The sequence below is a fragment of the Bradyrhizobium sp. genome (genome assembly GCF_035652035.1).
Classification (GTDB): Bacteria; Pseudomonadota; Alphaproteobacteria; order Rhizobiales; family Xanthobacteraceae; genus Bradyrhizobium.
On the sequence record NZ_DASREO010000074.1, the window covers coordinates 1 to 21,024 of the forward strand.

The following is a 21,024-nucleotide window of genomic DNA, read 5'->3' on the forward strand; positions in this document are numbered from 1 at the left end:
AACCCGCATGTCGCTTGCGCTCATGCGGGTTACCCCGCCGCAACGCAGTGCGTCACTTCTTGATCAGCGGGCACTCGCTCGCTTCCAGCGGCTTGGCAGCGTCTTCCGCGGAAATGGTCGCGATCAGCTTGTAATAGTCCCACGGACCTTTCGACTCGGCGGCCTTCTTCACCTCGAACAGATAGGCCGGAATCAAACGGCGGCCGTCGGCGCGCAGCGGGCCCTTGCCGAACAAGGGATCGTCGGTGGGGAGTTTCTTCATCTCGGCGACGACCTTGGCGCCGTCATGCGGGTTGCCGCCGAGCGCTTCTAGCGTCTTCAGATAATGCAGCACGGCGGCATAATTGCCGGCCTGCGTCATCGACGGCATGGCGTGATTGTTGGTCTTTTCTGCAAACCGCTTCGACCACGCACGCGTCTGATCGTTCAGATCCCAGTAGAAGGATTCGGTGAAGGTCAGGCCTTGGGCGGTCTTCAACCCCAGCGAATGCACGTCGGTGATGAAGATAAGAAGGGCAGCGAGCTTCTGACCGCCCTGGACGATGCCGAATTCGGCGGCCTGCTTGATCGCGTTGGTGGTGTCGCCGCCGGCGTTCGCAAGGCCGACGATTTTTGCCTTCGAGCTTTGCGCTTGCAGCAGGAATGACGAGAAGTCGGCATTGTTGAGCGGATGCTTGACGCTGCCGAGCACCTTGCCGCCATTGGCGACGACCACCGCGCTGGTGTCGCGCTCAAGCGCCTGTCCGAACGCGTAGTCGGCGGTGAGGAAGAACCATGTATCGCCGCCTGATTTGACCAGCGCCTTGCCGGTGCCGTTGGCGAGCATGTAGGTGTCGTAGACCCAGTGCACCGTGTTGGGCGAACACTGCGAACCGGTGAGATCGGACGAGGCCGAACCCGAGTTCAGGTTGACGACGTTTTTCTCCTTGGCGAGGTTCGCGATCGCAAGCCCGACACCCGAGCTTGCGAGATCGACGAACACGTCGACCTTCTCGACATCGATCCACTGCTTGCCGATGTTGGTGCCGACATCCGGCTTGTTTTGGTGGTCGGCGGAAATCACCTCGATCTTCCAGCCTTTGGCCAGAAGACCGGAGTCCTCGATCGCCATTTGCGCGGCAACCGTCGAACCCGGGCCGCCGATATCCTGGTACAGGCCGGATTGGTCACCCAGCGCCCCGACCTTGACCACCTTGTCGAGTTTTTCCTGCGCGAACGCGCTGCCCATCGACACCAGGCCGACAGCAAGCGCCAAAGCTGCGATCGATCGCTTCATTTCCGGCTCCCCCCGATTTTGTGTTCTCCGGGAGCCATTATGTCGCCCGTTCGCCACGCCGCCTAGTGTCCCGATTCCGAAGTTCGTAGCATTGTGCGGAGCCGCGTTTCGAACTTCGGAATCGAGAGGACACTAGGAAACTCATTAATCTAGTGTGGCTTTGGTTCAGAAGTCCGCAGGACGGACCCGCTGCAGCGAGGGTGTGGACTCTGAACCGCCACACTAGACGCCCGCGGCAAAATGGCGGGCCGTCAGTGCCACAAAAGTCGGATGCCGACGTAGACGATGGCCAGACAGATGAAGATCAGGGCGACGGGCAGTCTTGGCCTGGCCTGTTGCCCACCGTTGGTTCTCGGTCGTTGCGGAGGCGGGCGCTTGAAGGCGGTGACATTGTCGCCCGTCTGGCTTGTTCCGGTTGAGCGGGGCTTGACCTCCGGGGCCGGGCCTGCGCCGCCCATCTCCTCGTAATAGCTTTGATAGATGGACTGGATGACAACCTCCGAGGCATCGGCCTCGTTCTTTTCTTTCAAGAGTGCCTTGTACTGCTCGAGGAAGGCCTGCGCCGTCTGGGGCAGGGAGGAAGTTCCATTCAGCTTCGCCATCATGGTCCAGGTTGCGAAATCGGCTCTCGCTCTGGTGTCGGCGCGTCGCGCGATCATCATGTTGGCTGCTTTGATCAATATGGCCTCTGCTCTTTGCGGCTCGTTTTTGCGGCTTATCTAGCGGTCCGATTCCAACATTCGCATCCTTTCCCAGCGGGCTCTTTCGCGAATGTTAGAATCATAGAACCCCCAGCAAATATATTTCCAGTGGAGCTCAGGATTTGACATCCGCCATGCGAATTCACGGCCAGATGGGTGCGCATATCAAATCCACTTCACCAGTTTCCGGTGACGAAAAGTATCGCCCGGATCACATAGCCGGTCGTGGTTCGCAATATCGCTGAAATAACATCAAGATTTAGACCGAACTGCGAACCCAGCAGCGGAAGCAGGATCAGCACGCCGATCAGGATCAGCATGCCGAACGGTTCCAGCCGCGCCAGCGGCAAGGCCAGGGGCCGCGGCAGCAGCCCGACCGCAACGCGGCCGCCATCCAAAGGCGGGATCGGCATCATGTTGAAAATCGCAAGGATCACGTTGATCACAAGCGCATTTTTCAGGTTGTCGGCCAGCCATTGCGTGGCGTTGTCGGGGAACAGGCCGATGCCATGGAACGCCGCTGCGGCAACCAGCGCCAGCGCGATATTAGTGGCGGGACCCGCGAGCGCCACCAGCACCATGTCGGTCCGCGGATTTCGCAAGCCGCGAAAATTCACCGGCACCGGCTTGGCATAGCCGAACAGGAACGGCGAATGCGCCATCAGGAGTATTGCCGGCATGATCAGCGTGCCGAAGGGATCGATGTGCCGGAGCGGGTTGAAGCTGACGCGGCCGAGGTTATAGGCCGTATCATCACCGAGGCGATGGGCGACGAAGCCGTGCGCCGCTTCGTGAAAGGTGATGGCGATGACGAGCGGCAAGACCCAGACGGAGAGGGTGTAAATATCCACGTGGCTCGGTTCCGGAAATCAGGCTGATTCCGCTTCACGCTATCACGTCCGGACGGAATTGATGCCCGGCATGCGGGCTTATCGTAACCGGAATGCTAAACCGGGCCTTCCGAATATTGCGGCAGGCCGTCATCCAGGCGGACCCATGCGATCTTTTCCGAAACCCAGATGTGCTCGGTCGGCGCGAAGGCGTTGCGGTCGTCAAAGGTGGCGAGCGCCACGCCGGCCGCCGTGCCGTTGCGGCGCCAGGAAAAAAGCCGCGTGCCGCAGGCTTTGCAGAACACGCGCTCAAGATGATCCGAGGATGGGTAGCGGCCGGTGTCGCCTGACACCGTGATGGCGCCTTGGTCGTACAGCGCCCGCGCGAAGAACGGCGAGCCCATTGCCTTCTGGCAATTGCGGCAGTGGCAGATGCGCACGTTAATCGGCTCGCCCTCGCATTTGAAGCGAACCGCGCCACAGAGGCATCCTCCTTCTCGCGTCATGAAGTTTTCCGCTCCTCGCCCTCATCCTGAGGGCTTGCGAAGCAAGCGTCTCGAAGGATGAAGCCCCGACATCAATCCCACCCTTCGAGACGGCCGCTTGGCGCGGCCTCCTCAGGGTGAGGTCTTCTCAATAGGTGGCTCGCCCGCCGGAAATGTCGAACACCGCGCCCGTCGAGAAGGAGCAATCCTCGGAAGCCAGCCAGGCCGCGAGGGCCGCGAGCTCTTCGACGAGAACAAAACGGTTCTTGGGAATCTTCGACAGCATGAAGTCGATATGTTGCTGCGTCAACTGGTCGAAGATCGCGGTCTTGGCCGCGGCCGGCGTCACCGCGTTGACCATGATGTTGTATTTGGCGAGCTCCTTGCCGAGCGACTTGGTCAGCGCAATCAGACCAGCCTTGGAGGCCGAGTAGTGCGCGGCGTTCGGATTGCCTTCCTTGCCCGCGATCGAGGCGATGTTGACGATGCGGCCGTAGTTTTGCTGAACCATTGTGGGCACGATCGCCTTGCAGCAGATGAAGGGGCCGTCGAGGTTGATGCGGAGCACCTTGCGCCACTCCTCGAAGTCGGTTTCCCAGACCGTCTTGTTGACGCCGGCGATGCCGGCATTGTTGACGAAGATATCGATCTTGCCGAGCGTCTTCAGCGTTGCGTCGCGCGCCTTCTCGACGGCGGCAAGGTCGGTGACATCGACCTTGAACGCGCTAACGCTTTCGCCGATTTCCTTTGCGGTTTTCTCCGCCAGCGCCTGGTCATTATCCCAGATCGCGACTTTCGCGCCGGAAGCGACGAAGCGTTCGGTGATGGCGCGGCCAAAGCCCTGGGCACCTCCGGTGACGACCGCACAGCGGCCGTTGAGATCGATCTTGTTCACTTAAAACATCCTCCATTTCAACTCCTCATGGTGAGGAGCGCGAAACGCGTCTCGAACCATGAGGCCAATAATTGTCATCCTGCGAGACGGCGCTTTATTGTTTGCACCGTTCGCAACGGCCTCACTAGAGTTTGGCCTGCTCGGGTGCGTGCGCCTCCTCAGGATAAGAATCCCTTAAAGAGTCCAGCCGCCGTCGATGATATGGGCCACGCCCGTCGTGAACGCGCTTTCGTCGCTCGCAAGATAGACCGCAAGCGAAGCGATCTCTTCGGCGGTGCCGAGCCGCCCCATCGGCTGCCGCGCGATGAACGCATCACGACCGCCGGGGCCGGCGGCCGCCGCGCGGCCGAGCATGGAGGGCGTCTCGATCGTTCCCGGGCAGATGCAATTGCAGCGGATGCCCTTGGTGATGAAATCGGCTGCGACCGCACGCGTCAGCGCGGCGACGGCGGCTTTGGTCGCGCCATAGACGTAGCGGTTGGGCGCGGCCTTGAAGACGCCGGCGGCGGAGGAAATGTTGACGATCGCGCCGTGGCCGCGCTCCAGCATGGCGGGCAAGAAACTGCGGATCGTCCGGTGCATCGACTTGACGTTGAGGTCGAAGGAAAAGTCCCAGTCGTCGTCAGAGCAATCGAGCACGGTGCCGTGGTGCACGAAGCCTGCGGCATTCAAGAGGATGTCGACCCCTCCGACGCGCTTGGCCACGGCGGCGACCTCAGCGCTGTTGCGCGCGTCGAGGCGCGCCACGTCCTTCACGCCTTCTGCGGAGAGGCTCGCCAATCCCTTCTCGTCGATGTCGGTGGCAAAGACGGATGCGCCCTCGCGCGCAAAGGCGATCGCCGAGGCGCGGCCGATGCCGGCGGCGGCCGCGGTGACGAATGCGCGTTTGCCTTTCAGGCGGTCTGACATGGTGTTCTCCTTTTGATTTTCGGTCATTGCGAGGAGCAAAGCGACGAAGCAATCCAGACTTTCTTCGTGACGCTGGATTGCTTCGCTGCGCTCGCAATGACGAGCTTTGTTTAGTGATTATCTCTCGCCACGCCGAACGTGCCGGCGACGTTGTGGTAGCGCGTGGCAAGCTCCATGCAGGCGCCGGTCGAATGCTGGCCGACGGTTGAGCGATAGAGTTCCTGCCAGGGCGTCTGGCTCTTCGGATGGGGGAAGCCACCTTTGGCCTTCAGATCGGCGCGCCGCTTCTTCAACTCGTCGTCAGAGATCAGGATGTTGGCGCTGCCCTTGTTGAGGTCGATGCGCACCTTGTCGCCGGTCTTGAGGATCGCAAGCCCGCCATCGGCGGCGGCTTCCGGCGAGGCGTTGAGGATCGACGGCGAGCCCGAGGTGCCAGACTGCCGGCCGTCGCCGATGCAGGGCAGGGACAGGATGCCGCGTTTGATCAGCGCGGCCGGCGGCTGCATGTTCACGACCTCGGCGCCGCCGGGATAGCCGATCGGACCGGTGCCGCGCACGAACAGGATGCAACGCTCGTCGATATCGAGCGACGGGTCGTCGATCCGCTCGTGATAGTCCTCCGGCCCCTCGAACACGATGGCGCGGCCCTCGAAGGCATTGGGGTCCTTCGGGTTGACCAGATAGCGGTCGCGGAATTCCTTCGAGATCACGCTCGTCTTCATGATTGCGGAATCGAACAGATTGCCGCGCAGCACGATGAAGCCTGCATCCTTCACCAGCGGCTTGTCATAGCTGAAGATCACGTCGCCGTCGGGCTTGGCGGCCTCATGGCAATTGTCGCCCATGGTGTGGCCGTTAACGGTCACCGCGTCTTCGTGAATGCGCTTGGCCTTCATCAATTCGCGCACCACCGCCGGCACGCCGCCGGCGCGATGAAATTCCTCGCCGAGATAGAAGCCGGCCGGCTGCATGTTGACCAGCAGCGGAACGTCGTGGCCGAATTTCTGCCAGTCGTCGATCGAAAGCTCGACGCCGATATGGCGGGCGAGCGCGTTGATGTGGATCGGCGCGTTGGTCGAGCCGCCGATCGCCGAATTGACGACGATGCAGTTCTCGAACGCCTTTCGTGTCAGGATATCGGAAGGCTTCAGATCCTCCCAGACCATGTTGACGATGCGCTTTCCGGTCTCGTACGCGATCTGACCTCGCTCGCGATAAGGCGCCGGGATGGCGGCGCAGCCGGGCAGGGACATGCCGAGGGCTTCGGCGAGCGCATTCATGGTCGAGGCGGTGCCCATGGTGTTGCAGTGGCCGACCGACGGTGCGGAGGAGGCTACGATGGTCATGAACTGTTCGTAATCGATCTCACCGGCGGCGAGCTGCTCGCGTGCCTTCCAGACCACAGTGCCGGAGCCGGTGCGCTGGCCATTATGCCAGCCGTTGAGCATGGGTCCGCCGGAGAGCACGATCGCCGGCAGGTTGACGGTCGCGGCGGCCATCAGGCAGGCCGGCGTGGTTTTGTCGCAGCCTGTGGTCAGAACGACACCGTCCAGCGGGTAGCCGAACAGGACCTCGACCAGACCGAGATAAGCGAGGTTGCGGTCCAATGCCGCAGTCGGCCGCTTTCCCGTTTCCTGGATCGGGTGCATCGGGAATTCCATCGCGATGCCACCGGCGGCCCGGATGCCTTCGCGCACCCGGTGCGCCAGCTCAATATGATGCCTGTTGCACGGAGATAAGTCGTTGCCGGTCTGGGCAATGCCGATAATCGGCTTGCCGGACTGCAATTCCTCGCGGGTCAGGCCGTAGTTGAGATAGCGCTCCAGGTAGAGCGCGGTCATCCCGGGGTTATGGGGGTTGTTGAACCACTCGGTGGAGCGGAGTTTGCGCCTGGTGACGCCGGTTAGCGGCTTGTTCATGGTTTCTCCCGCAGCGCACGCGCCTTGTTTTTGTGCGATACCTTGATTGGAAGCAGCAATTTCGCACGCCAAGGTGCGGTTCGCAACGGCGACACCTTACCGCGATTTTCTACGACTTTGATCCAAGGACATGTCTGCAAAAGTCTGATATGACGCCACTAAATCAGGGCTGCTGGCGTGTGTACCGGCGGTCGGATGGCGTATTCGGGAGGAAGTGTATGTCGTCTGTGCATATCCGCGATGTGCGGAAATCGTTTGGTGGCTTTGAAGTCTTGCACGGAGTGACGATTCCGATCGAAGACGGCGCCTTTGTCGTGCTGGTCGGTCCGTCCGGTTGCGGCAAATCGACCCTGCTGCGGATGCTCGCGGGGCTGGAAAACATCACCTCGGGGACGATTTCGATCGGCGATCGCGTCGTCAACAACATCCAGCCCAAAGAGCGCGACATCGCGATGGTGTTCCAGAATTATGCGCTCTATCCGCACATGACGGTCGCCGACAATATGGGCTTCTCGCTGAAGCTTCGCGGCGCCAATCCGGCCGAGATCAAGAAGGGGGTGGCCCGCGCCGCCGAGATCCTCGCGCTGACGCCGCTGCTCGACCGTTATCCCCGGCAACTGTCGGGCGGCCAGCGCCAGCGCGTCGCCATGGGCCGCGCCATCGTGCGCGATCCGCAGGTGTTCCTGTTCGACGAACCGTTGTCGAACCTGGATGCCAAGCTGCGTGTTGCGATGCGCACCGAAATCAAGGAACTGCATCAGCGGCTGAAGACCACGACGGTCTATGTGACCCACGACCAGATCGAGGCCATGACCATGGCCGACAAGATCGTGGTGATGCATGACGGGATCGTTGAACAGATCGGCTCGCCCCTCGAACTTTACGACAAGCCGGACAATCAGTTTGTCGCGAGCTTCATCGGCTCGCCGGCGATGAATTTCCTGAAAGGCAAGGTCAAGGCGAACGGCAGCGCCACCTTCGAAGGACCAAACGGCGTGAGTTTGCCCCTTGCGACGGCGCCCTCCAATTCCGACGGAAGGCCTGTGGTTTATGGCGTGCGGCCCGAGCATTTCACGATCGCCGATGATGGCGCGCAAGCCGAGATCGTGGTCGTCGAGCCGACGGGGTCGGAAACGCAGGTATTCGCCAATCTCGGTGGCGAGCAAGTCGTCGCCGTGTTCCGCGAACGTCACCAGTTCAACCCGGGTGACAAGGTGCGGCTGAAACCCAATCCGTCGGTGGTTCATTTGTTCGACGAGGCCACCGGCAAGCGACTTTAAGACTCGGCGCGGGCAAGTTGACGACATAAAAGCCAAATCAAGAAGGGAGAAAACGGACAATGAGTGATTTCACACCGGATCGGCGCTCTCTGCTGAAGGCGGGCGGCGGCCTGCTGACGGTTGCAGCGACCATGTCGGCCGAACAGCTGCTCGGCTATGCCAAGGCGTGGGCGCAGGCCGCGCCGTGGAAGCCGGAAGCCGGCGCCAAGATCAACCTGCTGCGTTGGAAGCGCTTCGTCGAGGCGGAAGACGTCGCGTTCATGAAGATCGTCGACGCCTTCCAGAAGGCAACCGGCGTCGCCATCACCGTCTCCAACGAATCCTACGAAGACGTTCAGCCCAAAGCATCGGTCGCGGCCAATGTGGGGCAGGGCCTCGATATCGTCTGGGGTCTTTATTCGCTGCCGTTCCTGTTTCCGAACAAGTGCACGGACATGACCGACGTCGCCGATTATCTCGCCAAGAAGGGCGGCGGCTGGACCAAGTCGGGCGAAGAGTACGGCAAGCTCGACGGCAAGTGGATCGGCGTTCCCGTCGCGGCCACCGGTGCGCTGGTCAACTATCGCATCTCGGCCATGGAGAAGGCCGGTCACAAGGAATTTCCGAAAGACCTCGCCGGCTTTGCCGACCTCATCAAAGGTCTCAACAAGAACGGCACGCCGGCCGGCATGGCGGTTGGCCACGCCTCGGGCGACGCCAATACCTGGCTGCATTGGGCGCTGTGGGCCCATGGCGGCAACCTGATCGACGCCAACAACAAGGTGATCATCAATTCGCCCGAGACGGCGAAAGCGCTCGAATATGTCAAAGGCCTCTACGACGACTTCATTCCAGGCACCGCGTCCTGGAACGACAGTTCCAACAACAAGGCCTTTTTGGCCGGTCAACTCTATCTGACTGTCAACGGCATATCGATTTACGTCACGGCGAAAAAGGAAAATCCGCAGATCGCCCAGGACATGAATCACGCGCATCTGGTTCCGGGCGTCGACGGCAAGACGCGCGAAATGAACCTCGGCTTCCCGATCCTGGTGTTCAATTTCACCAAGTTCCCGCAGGCCTGCAAAGCCTTCACTGCCTTCATGATGGATCCCGAACAGTTCAATCCCTGGGTCGAAGCGGCGCAGGGCTATCTGTCGCCGTTCCTGGCTGGTTTTGACAAGAACCCGATCTGGACCGCCGATCCCAAGAACACGCCGTATCGCAACGTGGCCGAGGTTTCGCTGACCCCGGCCGGCATCGGCAAGATGAGCGAAAGCGCGGCGGCCGCGATCGCGGACTTCGTCGTCGTCGACATGTTCGCGAACTATTGCACCGGTCGCGAGGATGTGAAGACCGCGATGGCCTCGGCGGAGCGTTCCGCCAAGCGTATCTTCCGTTAGGTTATAAAGGCCGGCGTGGCTCTCACGCCGCGCCGGCCTTTATCTTTGCTGACGAACCGGGTTTGACCCGGCTTCGGAATTGGAACGAGATGACGACGCTTCAAACATCTGCCCCCGTACAGGCGGCCCGTATCGACACCCCCTCGCTATGGTCGCGGCTGAAGGTCAACCGCAACTTCGTGGCGCTGTGGTTTATGCTGCCCGCGGGCGCGTTCCTGATCCTGTTTTTGGCCTATCCGCTCGGCCTCGGCGTCTGGATGAGCTTCACCGACGAGCGCATCGGCAGAGCCGGCGTTTTCGTCGGTCTCGAGAACTACGAATGGCTTTGGGACGACGCCATCTTCTGGCTCTCGGTTTTCAACACGATCCTCTATACGGTCGTCGCGAGCACGATCAAATTCGCGGTCGGGCTTTATCTCGCGCTGCTGCTCAACCGCAACATGCCGTTCAAGGCATTGATTCGCTCGATCGTGCTGATCCCGTTCATCGTGCCGACGGTGCTCTCGGCGATCGCCTTCTGGTGGATCTATGATGCCCAGTTCTCGATCATCTCCTGGTCGCTGATCAAGCTTCATCTCATCGAGCACCCGATCAACTTCCTCGGCGATACCAACTGGGCACGCGGCAGCGTGATTTTCGCGAACATCTGGCGTGGCGTGCCGTTTGTCGCGATCACCTTGCTCGCGGGCCTGCAAACCGTGTCGCCCTCGCTCTATGAAGCGGCGACGCTCGATGGTGCCACCGAATGGCAGCGCTTCCGCCACATCACCTATCCGCTGCTCACCCCGATCATCGCCGTTGTGATGACGTTTTCGGTGCTGTTCACCTTCACCGACTTCCAGCTGATCTGGGCGCTGACCCGCGGCGGGCCGGTCAACGCGACGCACCTGATGGCGACCCTCAGTTACCAGCGCGGCATCCTCTCGGGACGGCTCGGCGAGGGCGCGGCGATCGCGACCGCCATGATCCCGTTCCTGCTCGCGGCGATCGGGATTTCCTGGTTCGGTATGCAGCGGCGCAAATGGCAGCAAGGATCGAACAATGACTGATTCCGTGCTTCCGACCAAAGGCCCGGCGGGCGGCGTCACGGCCGGCGCCAGTGTCGGCGTGACCGACGACAGCGAGGGCATGAGCTATCTGGAGTCGCTGCCGCGCCGCGTGGTGACGCTCTATATCCCGCTCGCCTTGATCCTGATCATCCTGCTGTTCCCGTTCTACTGGATGGTGCTGACGTCGATCAAACCCGACGAGCAGCTGATCGACATGAACACCTACAATCCGTTCTGGGTGGTTCATCCGACGCTCAAGCACATCGAGAAACTGTTGTTCGAGACGCAGTATCCGCGCTGGCTCTGGAACACGATGTATGTCGCGATCGGCGCCACCGTGCTCTCGATCATCGCGAGCGTGCTTGCGGCCTATGCGATCGTTCGCCTGCGCTTCAAGGGCGCGGACACCGTCGGCGTGCTGATCTTCTTTGCCTATCTCGTGCCGCCATCGATCCTGTTCATTCCGCTGGCGTCGGTCATCCAGTTCTACGGTTTGTTCGACTCGCCGCTGTCGCTCATCCTGGTTTATCCGACGATCCTGATCCCGTTCTCGACCTGGCTCTTGATGGGATACTTCAAGACGATTCCGTTCGAGCTTGAGGAATGCGCGCTGATCGACGGCGCCTCGCGCTGGCAGATTCTCACCCGCATCGTGGTGCCGCTCGCGGTCCCCGGCTTGATCTCGGCCTTCATCTTCTCCTTCACGCTGTGCTGGAACGAGTTCATCTACGCGTTGACGTTTTTGCAATCGACGCCGAACAAGACGGTGCCGGTCGCGATCGTCAACGAGTTTGTCGACGGAGATATCTACAAGTGGGGCTCGCTGATGGCAGGCGCGCTGGTAGGCTCGCTGCCGCTCGTGATCCTTTATGCGTTCTTCGTCGAGCATTATGTGTCGGCGATGACGGGCGCGGTGAAAGAATAGCGGACGGACTGACCCTCTCCCCTTGCGGGGAGGGCGGCGGTCGAAGGCTGCCGTGTGAGGGGTCCTTTGACCGCAGGGCGGGATTGCATTGCCAACCCCTCACCCAAGCGGTTATGTCGCTAGTTCTGGTGCAGCCCTCTCCCGCAAGGGCAGAGGGCGCAGCAACGGGCACCATGCGACGATGCAAGAAGCCGAGAAGGAGTGACCTCTTTGCATATTCTGGTTCTGGGCGCGGCCGGCATGGTCGGCCGCAAATTGGTTGATCGCCTCGTTTCTGACGGCCGGCTCGGCGACAAAGCCATCACCAAAATGACGCTGCACGATGTGGTCGCGGCGAAGCAGCCCGAGAAGGCGTCTTTTCCGGTCGAGATCATGGCCGGCGACTTCGCGATTGCAGGCGTGCCCGAAAAGCTGATTGCCGGCCGGCCGGACGTGGTCTTTCACCTCGCGGCGATCGTCTCGGGCGAGGCCGAACTCGATTTCGACAAGGGCTATCGCATCAATCTCGACGGCACGCGGATGCTGTTCGACGCGATCAGGCTCGCCGGCGGCGGCTACAATCCGCGCGTGGTATTCACTTCGTCGATCGCGGTGTTCGGCGCGCCGTTCCCGGACGCGATCGGCGACGAGTTCTTCAACACGCCGCTGCTCAGCTACGGGACCCAGAAGGCGATCGGTGAACTGTTGCTCGCCGACTATACGCGGCGCGGTTTCATGGATGGCGTCGGTATTCGCCTTCCGACCATCTGCATTCGGCCGGGTCTTCCGAACAAGGCGGCCTCCGGCTTCTTCTCCGGCATTCTGCGCGAGCCGCTGGCGGGCCAGGAGGCTGTCCTGCCGGTCTCGGAGGACGTGCGGCACTGGCATGCCTCGCCGCGCTCGGCGGTCGGCTTCTTGATCCATGCCGGGACCATGGACACCGCAAAGATCGGTCCGCGGCGCAACCTGACCATGCCCGGCATTTCCGCAACCGTCGGCGAACAGATCGCGGCGCTGAGGCGGGTCGCGGGCGAGAAGGTCGCAAGCCGGATCAAGCGCCAGCCGGATCCCTTTATCATCGGCATCGTCGCGGGATGGCCGCGCAATTTCGATCCCAGGCGCTCGCTTGAACTTGGCTTCACGACGGCTGAAAAGACCTTCGACGATATCATCCGAATTCACATCGACGACGAATTGGGTGGCAAGTTCGCCGCCTGACGTTTTCTGCTCGCAAGGAGACCTGCCATGACAGCCAGCATCGTCGGATGGGCGCATACGCCCTTTGGCAAATTCGACGCCGAGACCGTTGAAAGCCTGGTCGTGAAGGTTGCCAATGAGGCACTCGCGGACGCCGGTATTGCCGCTGGCGATGTCGACGAGATCGTGCTCGGGCATTTCAACGCCGGCTTCTCGCCGCAGGACTTTACCGCGGCGCTTGTCCTGCAAGCCGATCCGAACCTGCGCTTCAAGCCGGCCACCCGCGTCGAAAATGCCTGCGCCACTGGATCGGCCGCGGTGCACCAGGGCATCCGCGCGATCGCCTCGGGGGACGCGAAAATCGTGCTGGTGGTCGGCGTCGAACAGATGACGCGGACGCCGGGCCCGGAGATCGGCCGCAATCTGCTCCGCGCCTCTTATTTGCCGGAAGACGGCGATACCCCCGGCGGCTTCGCCGGCGTGTTCGGCAAGATCGCGCAAGGTTATTTCCAGAAATACGGCGATCAGTCCGATGCGCTCGCGATGATCGCGGCGAAGAACCACAAGAACGGCGTTGCCAATCCATATGCGCAGATGCGCAAGGACTTTGGCTTTGAATTCTGCCGCGCCGAGAGCGAGAAGAATCCGTTTGTCGCGGGTCCTCTCAAGCGTACCGACTGCTCGCTGGTGTCGGATGGAGCTGCCGCGCTGGTTTTGACCGATGTCGAGACCGCAAAGACCATGGGCAAGGCGGTGAACTTCCGCAGCGTCGCGCACGCGCAGGATTTCCTGCCGATGAGCAAGCGCGATATTTTGCAGTTCGAGGGCTGCTCGGTCGCCTGGGCGCGCGCATTGACGAAAGCCGGCATTGTGCTTTCGGATCTGTCTTTTATTGAAACCCACGACTGCTTCACCGTCGCCGAACTGATCGAATACGAAGCGATGGGGCTGACGCCGCGCGGGCAGGGCGCGCGCGCCATCAAGGAAGGCTGGACGCAGAAGGACGGCAAGTTGCCGGTCAATCCCTCCGGCGGATTGAAGGCCAAGGGTCATCCGATCGGGGCGACCGGCGTCTCCATGCATGTGATGACCGCAATGCAGCTCTCAGGGCAGGCGCCGGAGGGCATGCAGCTTCCGAATGCGAAGCTGGGCGGCATCTTCAACATGGGCGGCGCAGCCGTTGCCAACTATGTCTCGATCCTGGAGCCTGCGAAGTAGGGCCTTGAGCGATGAACATCGCCGAATGGCTCGCCAATACGGCCAGGCTTCGCCCCGAGGCGCCGGCGCTTCTGACCGGCTTTGATCTCGACGCCGATTACCAGACCTTTGCGCGCCGCGCGGCTGCGATCGGGTTCGCGTTATCGCGGGACCACCGCATTGCCCCCGGCGATCGCATCGCGGTGTTCGCTTCCAACTGCACGCAATATCTCGAATGCCTCTACGGCATCTGGTGGATGGGCGCGGCGGCGATCCCGATCAATGCCAAGCTGCATGGCCGTGAAGCCGCATGGATTTGCAGCGACGCCGGCGCGAAGCTCGCTTTCGTTTCGGATGACACGAGCGGGGCGTTGACCGAGGCGAAGGCCGATCTGCCGTCGTCGATGACGATGCTGTCGCTCGATAGTGACGCGTATCGAGCCATGCGCGACGGCGAGGGGGCGCCCGCGCCGCTGGAGCGCGATGTCAACGATCTCGCCTGGCTGTTCTATACGTCCGGCACAACCGGCCGTCCGAAGGGCGTGATGCTCAGCCACGGCAATCTGGTCGCGGCCTCGATGTGCTATCTCGTCGACGTCGATCCGGCAACGCCGAAGGATGCCTCGCTGTATGCCGCGCCGATCTCGCATGGCGCCGGTCTCTACAATTTCCCGCATGTGCGCATGGGTGGGCGGCATGTGGTGCCGCAATCTGGAGGATTCGATCCGGACGAGGTGCTCAATCTCGCCCGCAATCTCGAGAATGTCGTGATGTTCGGCGCGCCGACCATGGTCCGCCGCCTGGTCGATGCCGCCAAGCGGCGCGGAGAAAACGGCGAGGGCATCCGCACCATCATTTATGGCGGCGGGCCGATGTATCTTAACGATATCCGTGAGGCCATCGCGGCGATGGGCCAGCGCTTCGTGCAGATCTACGGCCAGGGCGAGTCACCCATGACAATCACCGCGCTCTCTCGCGAGTGGCACATGAAGACCGATCATCCGCGCTATCTGGAGCGGCTGGCGTCGGTCGGCACCGCGCAGAGCGTGATGTCGGTCCGCATCACCGGCAAGGATGGCGAGGTGCTGGGCGCGGGCGAGACCGGGGAGGTCGAAGCCAAGGGCACGGCCGTGATGCTCGGCTACTGGAACAATCCGAAAGCCAATGCCGAGACGCTGAAGGATGGCTGGCTGCGCACCGGCGATGTCGGGCGTCTCGACGAAGACGGATTTCTCACGCTCTCCGACCGGTCCAAGGACGTCATCATTTCCGGCGGCACCAACATCTATCCGCGTGAAGTGGAAGAGGCGCTACTCACCCATGCGGACGTGCGCGAGGTCTCGGCGATCGGTGTGCCCGATCCCGACTGGGGCGAGATCGTCGTCGCCTGCGTGGTGCTGGAAGAGGGGGCCGCGCCCGACGATGCGAAGCTTGACGCGCATTGCCTTGCATCGATTGCGCGTTTCAAGCGGCCGAAGCGCTACGTCTATCTCGACGCGCTGCCGAAGAACAATTACGGCAAAGTGCTGAAGACCGAATTGCGGCAGATGATGCGGAAATAGAGACGGTCAGAATTGAAGAAGCCCGGCGACAGTGTCGCCGGGCTTCTTGTTTGCACTCGGAAGATGGCGAGAAGCCTTAGTGGTTGAAGGGATTCTCCCCCGCCATCTCCGCGACCCTGCCATTCAGAAGCTCAGCCTGGATGATCAGATCGAGCGTCGCACCGTCGAAACGGACGGGCTGGTTTGCGAACGCCGCGCCGTTCAGCAGCGTGATCATCCGGGACGCCAGCGCATCACGCTCGGTGGTGATCTGGCTGATCCTGGCGAGGAAGCGGCCGTAAGTCGCATCGTCGCTGGTGATAGCCTGGTTGGCGGCCACGAGGCTATTGACGCCGAGCGGCCCCTTGGTCGCGTTGATCTGCTTGTAGGCCTGGGCCAGCGCCGTGTAGGCGAACAGGCTGTCCCGCAGCGAGTCAGGCAACGCATGGGCTTCGAGGTTCTCGACCAGCACGCGGCCGTCATGGACGTAATCATCCGTCAGCCCGAGAAGGGCCATGACCGTCGGACGCAGGTCGGTGTGATCGGAGAACACACCGTCAAACCGGCCCTGCTTCGCGACGCCCGGGCCGGCCAGGCCGAACCAGGTCCGTGTGATCTGCTTCTGGAAATCGCCGTGGTTCCAGGCAAAACCTGTTTCCTCGGAAACGCAGGCCGGAGCCTGTGAACAGTCCTTGGTTTTGTTTGCGGCGCTCGATGTCGAGTTGAAGTAGTTGTCGTTGCCGAACATGGTGAAGGTCGGCACGCGGTCCGCCACCGATGGAACCATGTGCAGGAGCTTCATTTCCGCGCGGTCGGCGAGCAAGCTCGACAGCTTGTCGTTGTTGCCCGTGATCGGGTTGAGGACGGTCAGCGCATTGACGTCATGTTCCAGAGTCCGCGTCACCGGATCCGTCGGGCCCGGGTTGCCGACGATGTAGAACGTCGGTGCGTCGTCGGAGTGAACCAGGAACGGTGTCGTGTTCTGGCGTTGAGTCAACAGCAGACGATCGATGGACGTATCGATCTCGCCCTTGTGGGCGTAGGTGCAGGGCACGTTGACGCCGTCGCAGTTCTGAGGCGTCGGCGCACTGCCGACGAAATGATCGTTTTCGTCCGCGGTGACGACAAACAGCGTATTTTCCTTGGTGATGCCGTCCGCCTCGAGCCGCGCGAAGAACTTCGCGAACGCCTGGTCATAGACCTGGGCCTGCTTGACGTAAGCAGCCTCGCCCGGGCCAAACGTGTTCGCGCTGCTCAGCGACGAGCCGAGCTCGTTGTCGTGGAGGTCGGAGATATAGAAGTAGACGACGGGGACGCCGGCTTCCAGCATGGTCGCGACATAGCCCAGCGACTGCGACGCTGTCGGATCGAAGCCCGGGAAGCCGGGATTGTGGGCAGGAGTGCCGTCGGCGATCACATTGCCGTCGAGATCCTGGACCGGGCCGGCCGGATTGATCGCCGGTTGGACATATTTGTTGCCGTAGAGCGCGTTGAAGCCGCTATAGCCGCCCGGCTCGTCGGGAAGCACGTCGGGCTTTGCATGGGCACTTCCGTTGCACAGCGGGCTGTTCTTGGCGCAGTGGATCGCGATGCCTTCGAAGTCGGCGGTTGCCAGCGCCGAATTGGCCGTGACTTCAGCTGCTTCCGGCGAGTTCGCGCCAAATACGGTCGGAACGTCCGTCTTGATGTTTTCGAATTCGATGTTGGCCGTGGAGAAGCCGCCGACGTCACAGCCGGCGCGGGTGAACGGGACCCATGGCGCCGGGGCAATCTTGCCCTTTTCGTTGATCATTTGCGCGCTGCCGTCAGCCGACGGCGAGGTCCAGTACAGGAACGAGGTCTGGAAACTGACCGAGCCGTCCGGCTTGAAGAAGCCGTAGCTGTTGGCGACGGTAAAGCCGAAGCGGTTGCCGTAGAGGCCGGTCAGCGTCGTGACGATGTCCTGTGCGGTATGCGAGATCAGCGGCGTGAAATGGTTGCCGCTCACGGTGCCGTTGTCCTGCAGGTAGTTGAGCAGATGCGGCATCAGCTCAAGGTCGGACGGCACGTTCGGGTTGTCGCGGCGCAGATGGACGTTGTCGAACGTCAGAAAGACGACCCGCTTGATCTTGTTGCCTGCCGACTGGAAATGGCAGGACGCCTGAACCGGTGCGGGTTTGCCGGCTTCCGCGGAACCGGTAACGAACACAAGGGCGGCGGCGCTGAGCATCGACACGCAAATCTTTTGCCGCAAACCTGACCAATGTTTTCCCTGAAAAGCTTGACGCGATGTGGAAAGCGAAATGCTTCCCAGCATAGATCGTGATCGTTCCATTATTTTCTCCCCTGTCGGTGGGTGACCAAATTTGCCGACGGCGAGGATTATGTTGCGATGTGTTTCGGTGGATTGACGCAGCCGTGACTTTTGCAAGTCACTGCTATGAATGACTTCAGCATTACAATTTCGAGACACGCCAAAATTCGAAAAGCTTTCAAGCGGCTGGCGACTGTTCTTCATTCGGACGAAAAAGAAGGCGCGTCATCGTTCCGACGCGTATCGCACGCGCGCCGCGAAGTGACGCGTTATGACCACAACCATTCGCCACTTTTCGATTTCGGCAACCACGCTGGCGTGATGCTGAAACCAGGCCGCACAAGGCGTTGAAGACAAAGCTTTTCGCCTCAGAGCGGGCTTCAGGCGAGCGCGGGAAGCCAACGCGACCGAATCGCGTTTCCAACGCTCGGCGGGCGCGGAACCCGGCCTCGCTTTCCGAAATATCGAGGAATTTCAATCCGGTTTTGGGTAGCCAATGCATGCGCCCATACGCGGACCGGCCTTGATATTGCGAATAGCCTGTCGTTACTAGTGGTGTGGATTTGACATTCGCTGCGCACCTAGCCGCAAATTCGGAAAGCGAATGTCAAATCCTAAACTCCACTAGAATCTTGAATTTGCTAGTGGTCCTTTGATTCTAACATTCGCATAGGTGCCCGCTGAGAAGGGATGCGAATGTTAGAATCGGACCACTAGGTTGTCACAAAACAAGATCGATATGTCGCTGGGAGAAATCATGGGGCCGCTGGAGGGCGTCAAGGTCATCGACATGACGACCGTGCTGATGGGTCCCTATGCCACCCAGATGCTCGGCGACTACGGTGCTGACGTCATCAAGGTCGAAAGTCTTGACGGCGATGTGACGCGGCTGATCGGCCCCACCCGGCATCCCGGCATGGGGCCGGTATTCCTCAACACCAACCGCAGCAAGCGAAGCATCGCGCTCGATCTGAAGAAGCCGAGCGGCCGCGACGCGGTGCTTCGCCTGATCAAGAGCGCAGACGTGCTGGTCTACAACGTCCGGCCGCAGGCGATGGCGCGGCTGCAACTCGGCTATGACGTTGTCTCAGAGGTCAACCCGCGGCTGATCTATGCCGGCGTGTTCGGCTTCGGCCAGGACGGTCCTTACGCCGCCAAGCCAGCCTATGACGACCTCATCCAGGGCGCGACCGCGCTGCCGGCGCTGATGGCACAGACCAGCGACGGCGTGCCGCGCTATGTTCCGAACGCACTGGTCGATCGCATCGTCGGGCTGACGGCGGTCGGCGCGATCTGCGCGAGCCTTGTGCACCGCGATCGCACGGGGCGCGGCCAGCGGCTGGATATTCCGATGTTCGAGACCATGGCGGGCTTCGTCATGGGCGACCACATGGGCGGACTGACCTACGAACCGCCGCTCGACAAGGGCGGATACGCGCGGCATCTGTCGCGCGACCGCAGGCCTTACAAGACCGCCGACGGCTATATCTGCGTGATCGTCTATAACGACAAGCAGTGGGCCAGCTTCTTCGAGGCGATCGGCCGCGACGACCTGCGGAAAAATCCGAAATTCGCGACCTTCGCTGGCCGGGCTTCCAATATCGACACCGTCTATGCCGAACTCGCGCGTATCTTCGAGACGCGGCCGACGGCGGAATGGATCGAGCTCCTCACCAGGGCCGATGTGCCCGTAATGCCGATGCATGATCTCGAAAGCATCTTGCAGGATCCGCATCTCGTCGCGACCGGTTTCTTTCCGCTTGTCGACCATCCCAGCGAGGGAAGAATCCGCAGCATGAAGACCTCGGCGCGCTGGTCGGAGACGCCAGCCGAGCCTTCGCGGCTTGCGCCGCGACTCAACGAGCACGGCAACGAAATCCTCAAGGAAGCTGGCTTCTCGACGGAGGAGATTGCAAACCTCGTGCGCGACGGCGCTACCACGGCAGTTTGACACCATGGATTTCGCGCTTAGCCCCAACCAGGAATCGATCCGCGATGCCGTTGCAAAAATCTGCGCGCGCTTCGACGACGCCTATTGGCTGAAGAAGGACAAGGAAGGCGGATACCCGGCCGATTTCCATCGGGCGCTGGCTGACGCCGGCTGGCTCGGCATCTGCATCCCCGAGGAATATGGCGGCTCCGGGCTGGGTATCATGGATGCCGCGATCATGATGCGGACGATTGCGGAATCTGGCGCCGGCATGTCGGGCGCCTCCGCCGTGCACATGAACGTGTTCGGGCTCAATCCCGTGGTCGTGTTCGGCACCAAGGAGCAATGTACGCGGATGTTGCCGCCGATCGTGTCGGGCGCGGAGCGATCCTGTTTTGCGGTGACGGAACCGAACACCGGGCTGAACACCACGCAATTGAAGACGCGCGCAGTGCGCTCCGGCGACAAATATATCGTCAACGGTCAGAAGGTCTGGATTTCGACGGCGCAGGTCGCCGAGAAAATCCTGCTGCTCGCGCGCACGACGCCGCTGGAAGAGGTGAAAAACCCAACCCACGGTCTCAGCCTGTTCTATACCGACTTCGATCGCCGCCGCATCTCGGCTCGGGAAATCGAGAAGATGGGCCGCAAGGCGGTCGATTCCAACGAACTCTTCATCGAGGATTTCGAAATCCCGGTCGCAGATCGACTCGGCGAAGAGGGACGGGGTTTTGAATACATCCTGCACGGCATGAATCCGGAGCGCATCCTGATCGCGGCCGAAGCGGTCGGGCTTGGCCACGTTGCGCTGTCGCGCGCGTCCGCCTACGCCAAGGAGCGCAACGTGTTCAATCGTCCGATCGGCAAGAACCAGGCGATCCAGCATCCGCTGGCGAAGAACTGGATGGAGCTTGAGGCCGCCTGGCTGATGACGCTCAACGCCGCCTGGCAATACGATCAAGGCCAGCCGTGTGGGCCGGCTGCAAATTCAGCGAAATATCTGGCCGGAGAAGCCGGCTTCCGCGCCTGCGAGCAGGCGGTCATGACCCATGGCGGCTTCGGCTACGCCAAGGAGTTTCACGTCGAGCGTTACTTGCGGGAATCGCTGATCCCGCGCATCGCCCCGATCAGCCCGCAGCTCATCTTAAGCTTCATCGCCGAAAAAGTGCTGGGCTTGCCGAAATCTTATTGAGGCGGCTATCTCCTCACGAAAAATCACTGGGCAGTTTAAGGAAA

At 61.4% G+C, this 21,024-nt stretch carries 17 protein-coding genes; 9 read left to right on the top strand and 8 right to left on the bottom strand.

Annotated elements, in window-relative coordinates:
* Nucleotides 1–52 precede the first annotated feature (52 nt).
* The 7 genes from VFB05_RS19735 to VFB05_RS19765 form a co-directional block, all read right to left on the bottom strand.
* On the bottom strand, nt 53–1,276 hold the full coding sequence (locus tag VFB05_RS19735; protein ID WP_325015175.1) for an ABC transporter substrate-binding protein: 1,224 nt from the start codon (nt 1,274–1,276) through the stop codon (nt 53–55).
* Between the two features lie 251 nt (nt 1,277–1,527).
* On the bottom strand, nt 1,528–1,956 hold the full coding sequence (locus VFB05_RS19740; RefSeq protein ID WP_325015177.1) for a hypothetical protein: 429 nt from the start codon (nt 1,954–1,956) through the stop codon (nt 1,528–1,530).
* A gap of 197 nt (nt 1,957–2,153) precedes the next feature.
* Entirely contained in the window at nt 2,154–2,828 is a 675-nt protein-coding gene (locus VFB05_RS19745) for a site-2 protease family protein (RefSeq protein WP_325015179.1), read from the bottom strand.
* Between the two features lie 95 nt (nt 2,829–2,923).
* Complete coding sequence (locus VFB05_RS19750) at nt 2,924–3,313, bottom strand: GFA family protein (RefSeq protein ID WP_325015181.1); 390 nt, start codon at nt 3,311–3,313, stop codon at nt 2,924–2,926.
* A gap of 127 nt (nt 3,314–3,440) precedes the next feature.
* Nucleotides 3,441–4,187: an SDR family NAD(P)-dependent oxidoreductase gene (locus VFB05_RS19755; protein WP_325015183.1), complete on the bottom strand. Its 747-nt coding sequence runs from the start codon at nt 4,185–4,187 to the stop codon at nt 3,441–3,443.
* A gap of 174 nt (nt 4,188–4,361) precedes the next feature.
* Nucleotides 4,362–5,096, bottom strand: coding sequence for an SDR family oxidoreductase (locus VFB05_RS19760; RefSeq protein WP_325015185.1), 735 nt, complete (start codon nt 5,094–5,096; stop codon nt 4,362–4,364).
* Between the two features lie 110 nt (nt 5,097–5,206).
* Nucleotides 5,207–7,015 carry an IlvD/Edd family dehydratase gene (locus VFB05_RS19765; protein ID WP_325015188.1) on the bottom strand — a complete coding sequence of 603 codons (1,809 nt, stop codon included), beginning with the start codon at nt 7,013–7,015 and terminating at the stop codon, nt 5,207–5,209.
* A 218-nt stretch (nt 7,016–7,233) separates the two neighbouring features.
* Here VFB05_RS19765 and VFB05_RS19770 point away from each other — a divergent pair, with 218 nt between their 5' ends.
* The 7 genes from VFB05_RS19770 (at nt 7,234) to VFB05_RS19800 (ending at nt 15,586) form a co-directional block, all read left to right on the top strand.
* The gene (locus tag VFB05_RS19770; RefSeq protein ID WP_325015190.1) at nt 7,234–8,295 is read left to right on the top strand and encodes a sn-glycerol-3-phosphate ABC transporter ATP-binding protein UgpC; all 1,062 of its coding nucleotides are present in this window, start codon (nt 7,234–7,236) and stop codon (nt 8,293–8,295) included.
* A 59-nt stretch (nt 8,296–8,354) separates the two neighbouring features.
* Nucleotides 8,355–9,677, top strand: a complete 1,323-nt coding sequence (locus VFB05_RS19775; RefSeq protein ID WP_325015192.1) for an ABC transporter substrate-binding protein — start codon at nt 8,355–8,357, stop codon at nt 9,675–9,677.
* Between the two features lie 89 nt (nt 9,678–9,766).
* Nucleotides 9,767–10,726: a sugar ABC transporter permease gene (locus tag VFB05_RS19780; RefSeq protein ID WP_325015194.1), complete on the top strand. Its 960-nt coding sequence runs from the start codon at nt 9,767–9,769 to the stop codon at nt 10,724–10,726.
* Entirely contained in the window at nt 10,719–11,651 is a 933-nt protein-coding gene (locus VFB05_RS19785; protein WP_325015197.1) for a carbohydrate ABC transporter permease, read from the top strand. Before VFB05_RS19780 ends, VFB05_RS19785 begins: the two co-directional genes overlap by 8 nt.
* A 210-nt stretch (nt 11,652–11,861) precedes the next feature.
* Nucleotides 11,862–12,848 carry a D-erythronate dehydrogenase gene (gene denD, locus VFB05_RS19790; protein ID WP_325015210.1) on the top strand — a complete coding sequence of 329 codons (987 nt, stop codon included), beginning with the start codon at nt 11,862–11,864 and terminating at the stop codon, nt 12,846–12,848.
* Between the two features lie 27 nt (nt 12,849–12,875).
* A complete protein-coding gene (locus VFB05_RS19795; RefSeq protein WP_325015199.1) occupies nt 12,876–14,045 on the top strand; it encodes an acetyl-CoA acetyltransferase in 1,170 nt (389 codons plus the stop codon).
* A gap of 11 nt (nt 14,046–14,056) precedes the next feature.
* On the top strand, nt 14,057–15,586 hold the full coding sequence (locus VFB05_RS19800; protein WP_325015200.1) for a class I adenylate-forming enzyme family protein: 1,530 nt from the start codon (nt 14,057–14,059) through the stop codon (nt 15,584–15,586).
* A 76-nt stretch (nt 15,587–15,662) separates the two neighbouring features.
* On the opposite strand, the gene VFB05_RS19805 is transcribed toward VFB05_RS19800, so the two are convergent.
* Nucleotides 15,663–17,774 carry a hypothetical protein gene (locus VFB05_RS19805; RefSeq protein WP_325015212.1) on the bottom strand — a complete coding sequence of 704 codons (2,112 nt, stop codon included), beginning with the start codon at nt 17,772–17,774 and terminating at the stop codon, nt 15,663–15,665.
* An 841-nt stretch (nt 17,775–18,615) separates the two neighbouring features.
* Between VFB05_RS19805 and VFB05_RS19810 the strand changes: the two genes are divergently transcribed.
* Nucleotides 18,616–19,809, top strand: coding sequence for a CoA transferase (locus VFB05_RS19810; RefSeq protein ID WP_325015214.1), 1,194 nt, complete (start codon nt 18,616–18,618; stop codon nt 19,807–19,809).
* A gap of 4 nt (nt 19,810–19,813) precedes the next feature.
* Nucleotides 19,814–20,980, top strand: a complete 1,167-nt coding sequence (locus VFB05_RS19815) for an acyl-CoA dehydrogenase family protein (RefSeq protein WP_325015202.1) — start codon at nt 19,814–19,816, stop codon at nt 20,978–20,980.
* Nucleotides 20,981–21,024: the final 44 nt, after the last annotated feature.

Coding starts and splice junctions, on each gene's coding strand:
- VFB05_RS19815 (WP_325015202.1), top strand. CDS start 19,814: ATGGATTTCGCGCTTAGCCCCAACCAGGAATCGATCCGCGATGCCGTT.
- VFB05_RS19765 (WP_325015188.1), bottom strand. CDS start 7,015: ATGAACAAGCCGCTAACCGGCGTCACCAGGCGCAAACTCCGCTCCACC.
- VFB05_RS19735 (WP_325015175.1), bottom strand. CDS start 1,276: ATGAAGCGATCGATCGCAGCTTTGGCGCTTGCTGTCGGCCTGGTGTCG.
- VFB05_RS19810 (WP_325015214.1), top strand. CDS start 18,616: ATGGGGCCGCTGGAGGGCGTCAAGGTCATCGACATGACGACCGTGCTG.
- VFB05_RS19785 (WP_325015197.1), top strand. CDS start 10,719: ATGACTGATTCCGTGCTTCCGACCAAAGGCCCGGCGGGCGGCGTCACG.
- VFB05_RS19800 (WP_325015200.1), top strand. CDS start 14,057: ATGAACATCGCCGAATGGCTCGCCAATACGGCCAGGCTTCGCCCCGAG.
- VFB05_RS19770 (WP_325015190.1), top strand. CDS start 7,234: ATGTCGTCTGTGCATATCCGCGATGTGCGGAAATCGTTTGGTGGCTTT.
- VFB05_RS19775 (WP_325015192.1), top strand. CDS start 8,355: ATGAGTGATTTCACACCGGATCGGCGCTCTCTGCTGAAGGCGGGCGGC.
- VFB05_RS19750 (WP_325015181.1), bottom strand. CDS start 3,313: ATGACGCGAGAAGGAGGATGCCTCTGTGGCGCGGTTCGCTTCAAATGC.
- VFB05_RS19760 (WP_325015185.1), bottom strand. CDS start 5,096: ATGTCAGACCGCCTGAAAGGCAAACGCGCATTCGTCACCGCGGCCGCC.
- VFB05_RS19805 (WP_325015212.1), bottom strand. CDS start 17,774: ATGCTCAGCGCCGCCGCCCTTGTGTTCGTTACCGGTTCCGCGGAAGCC.
- VFB05_RS19780 (WP_325015194.1), top strand. CDS start 9,767: ATGACGACGCTTCAAACATCTGCCCCCGTACAGGCGGCCCGTATCGAC.
- VFB05_RS19795 (WP_325015199.1), top strand. CDS start 12,876: ATGACAGCCAGCATCGTCGGATGGGCGCATACGCCCTTTGGCAAATTC.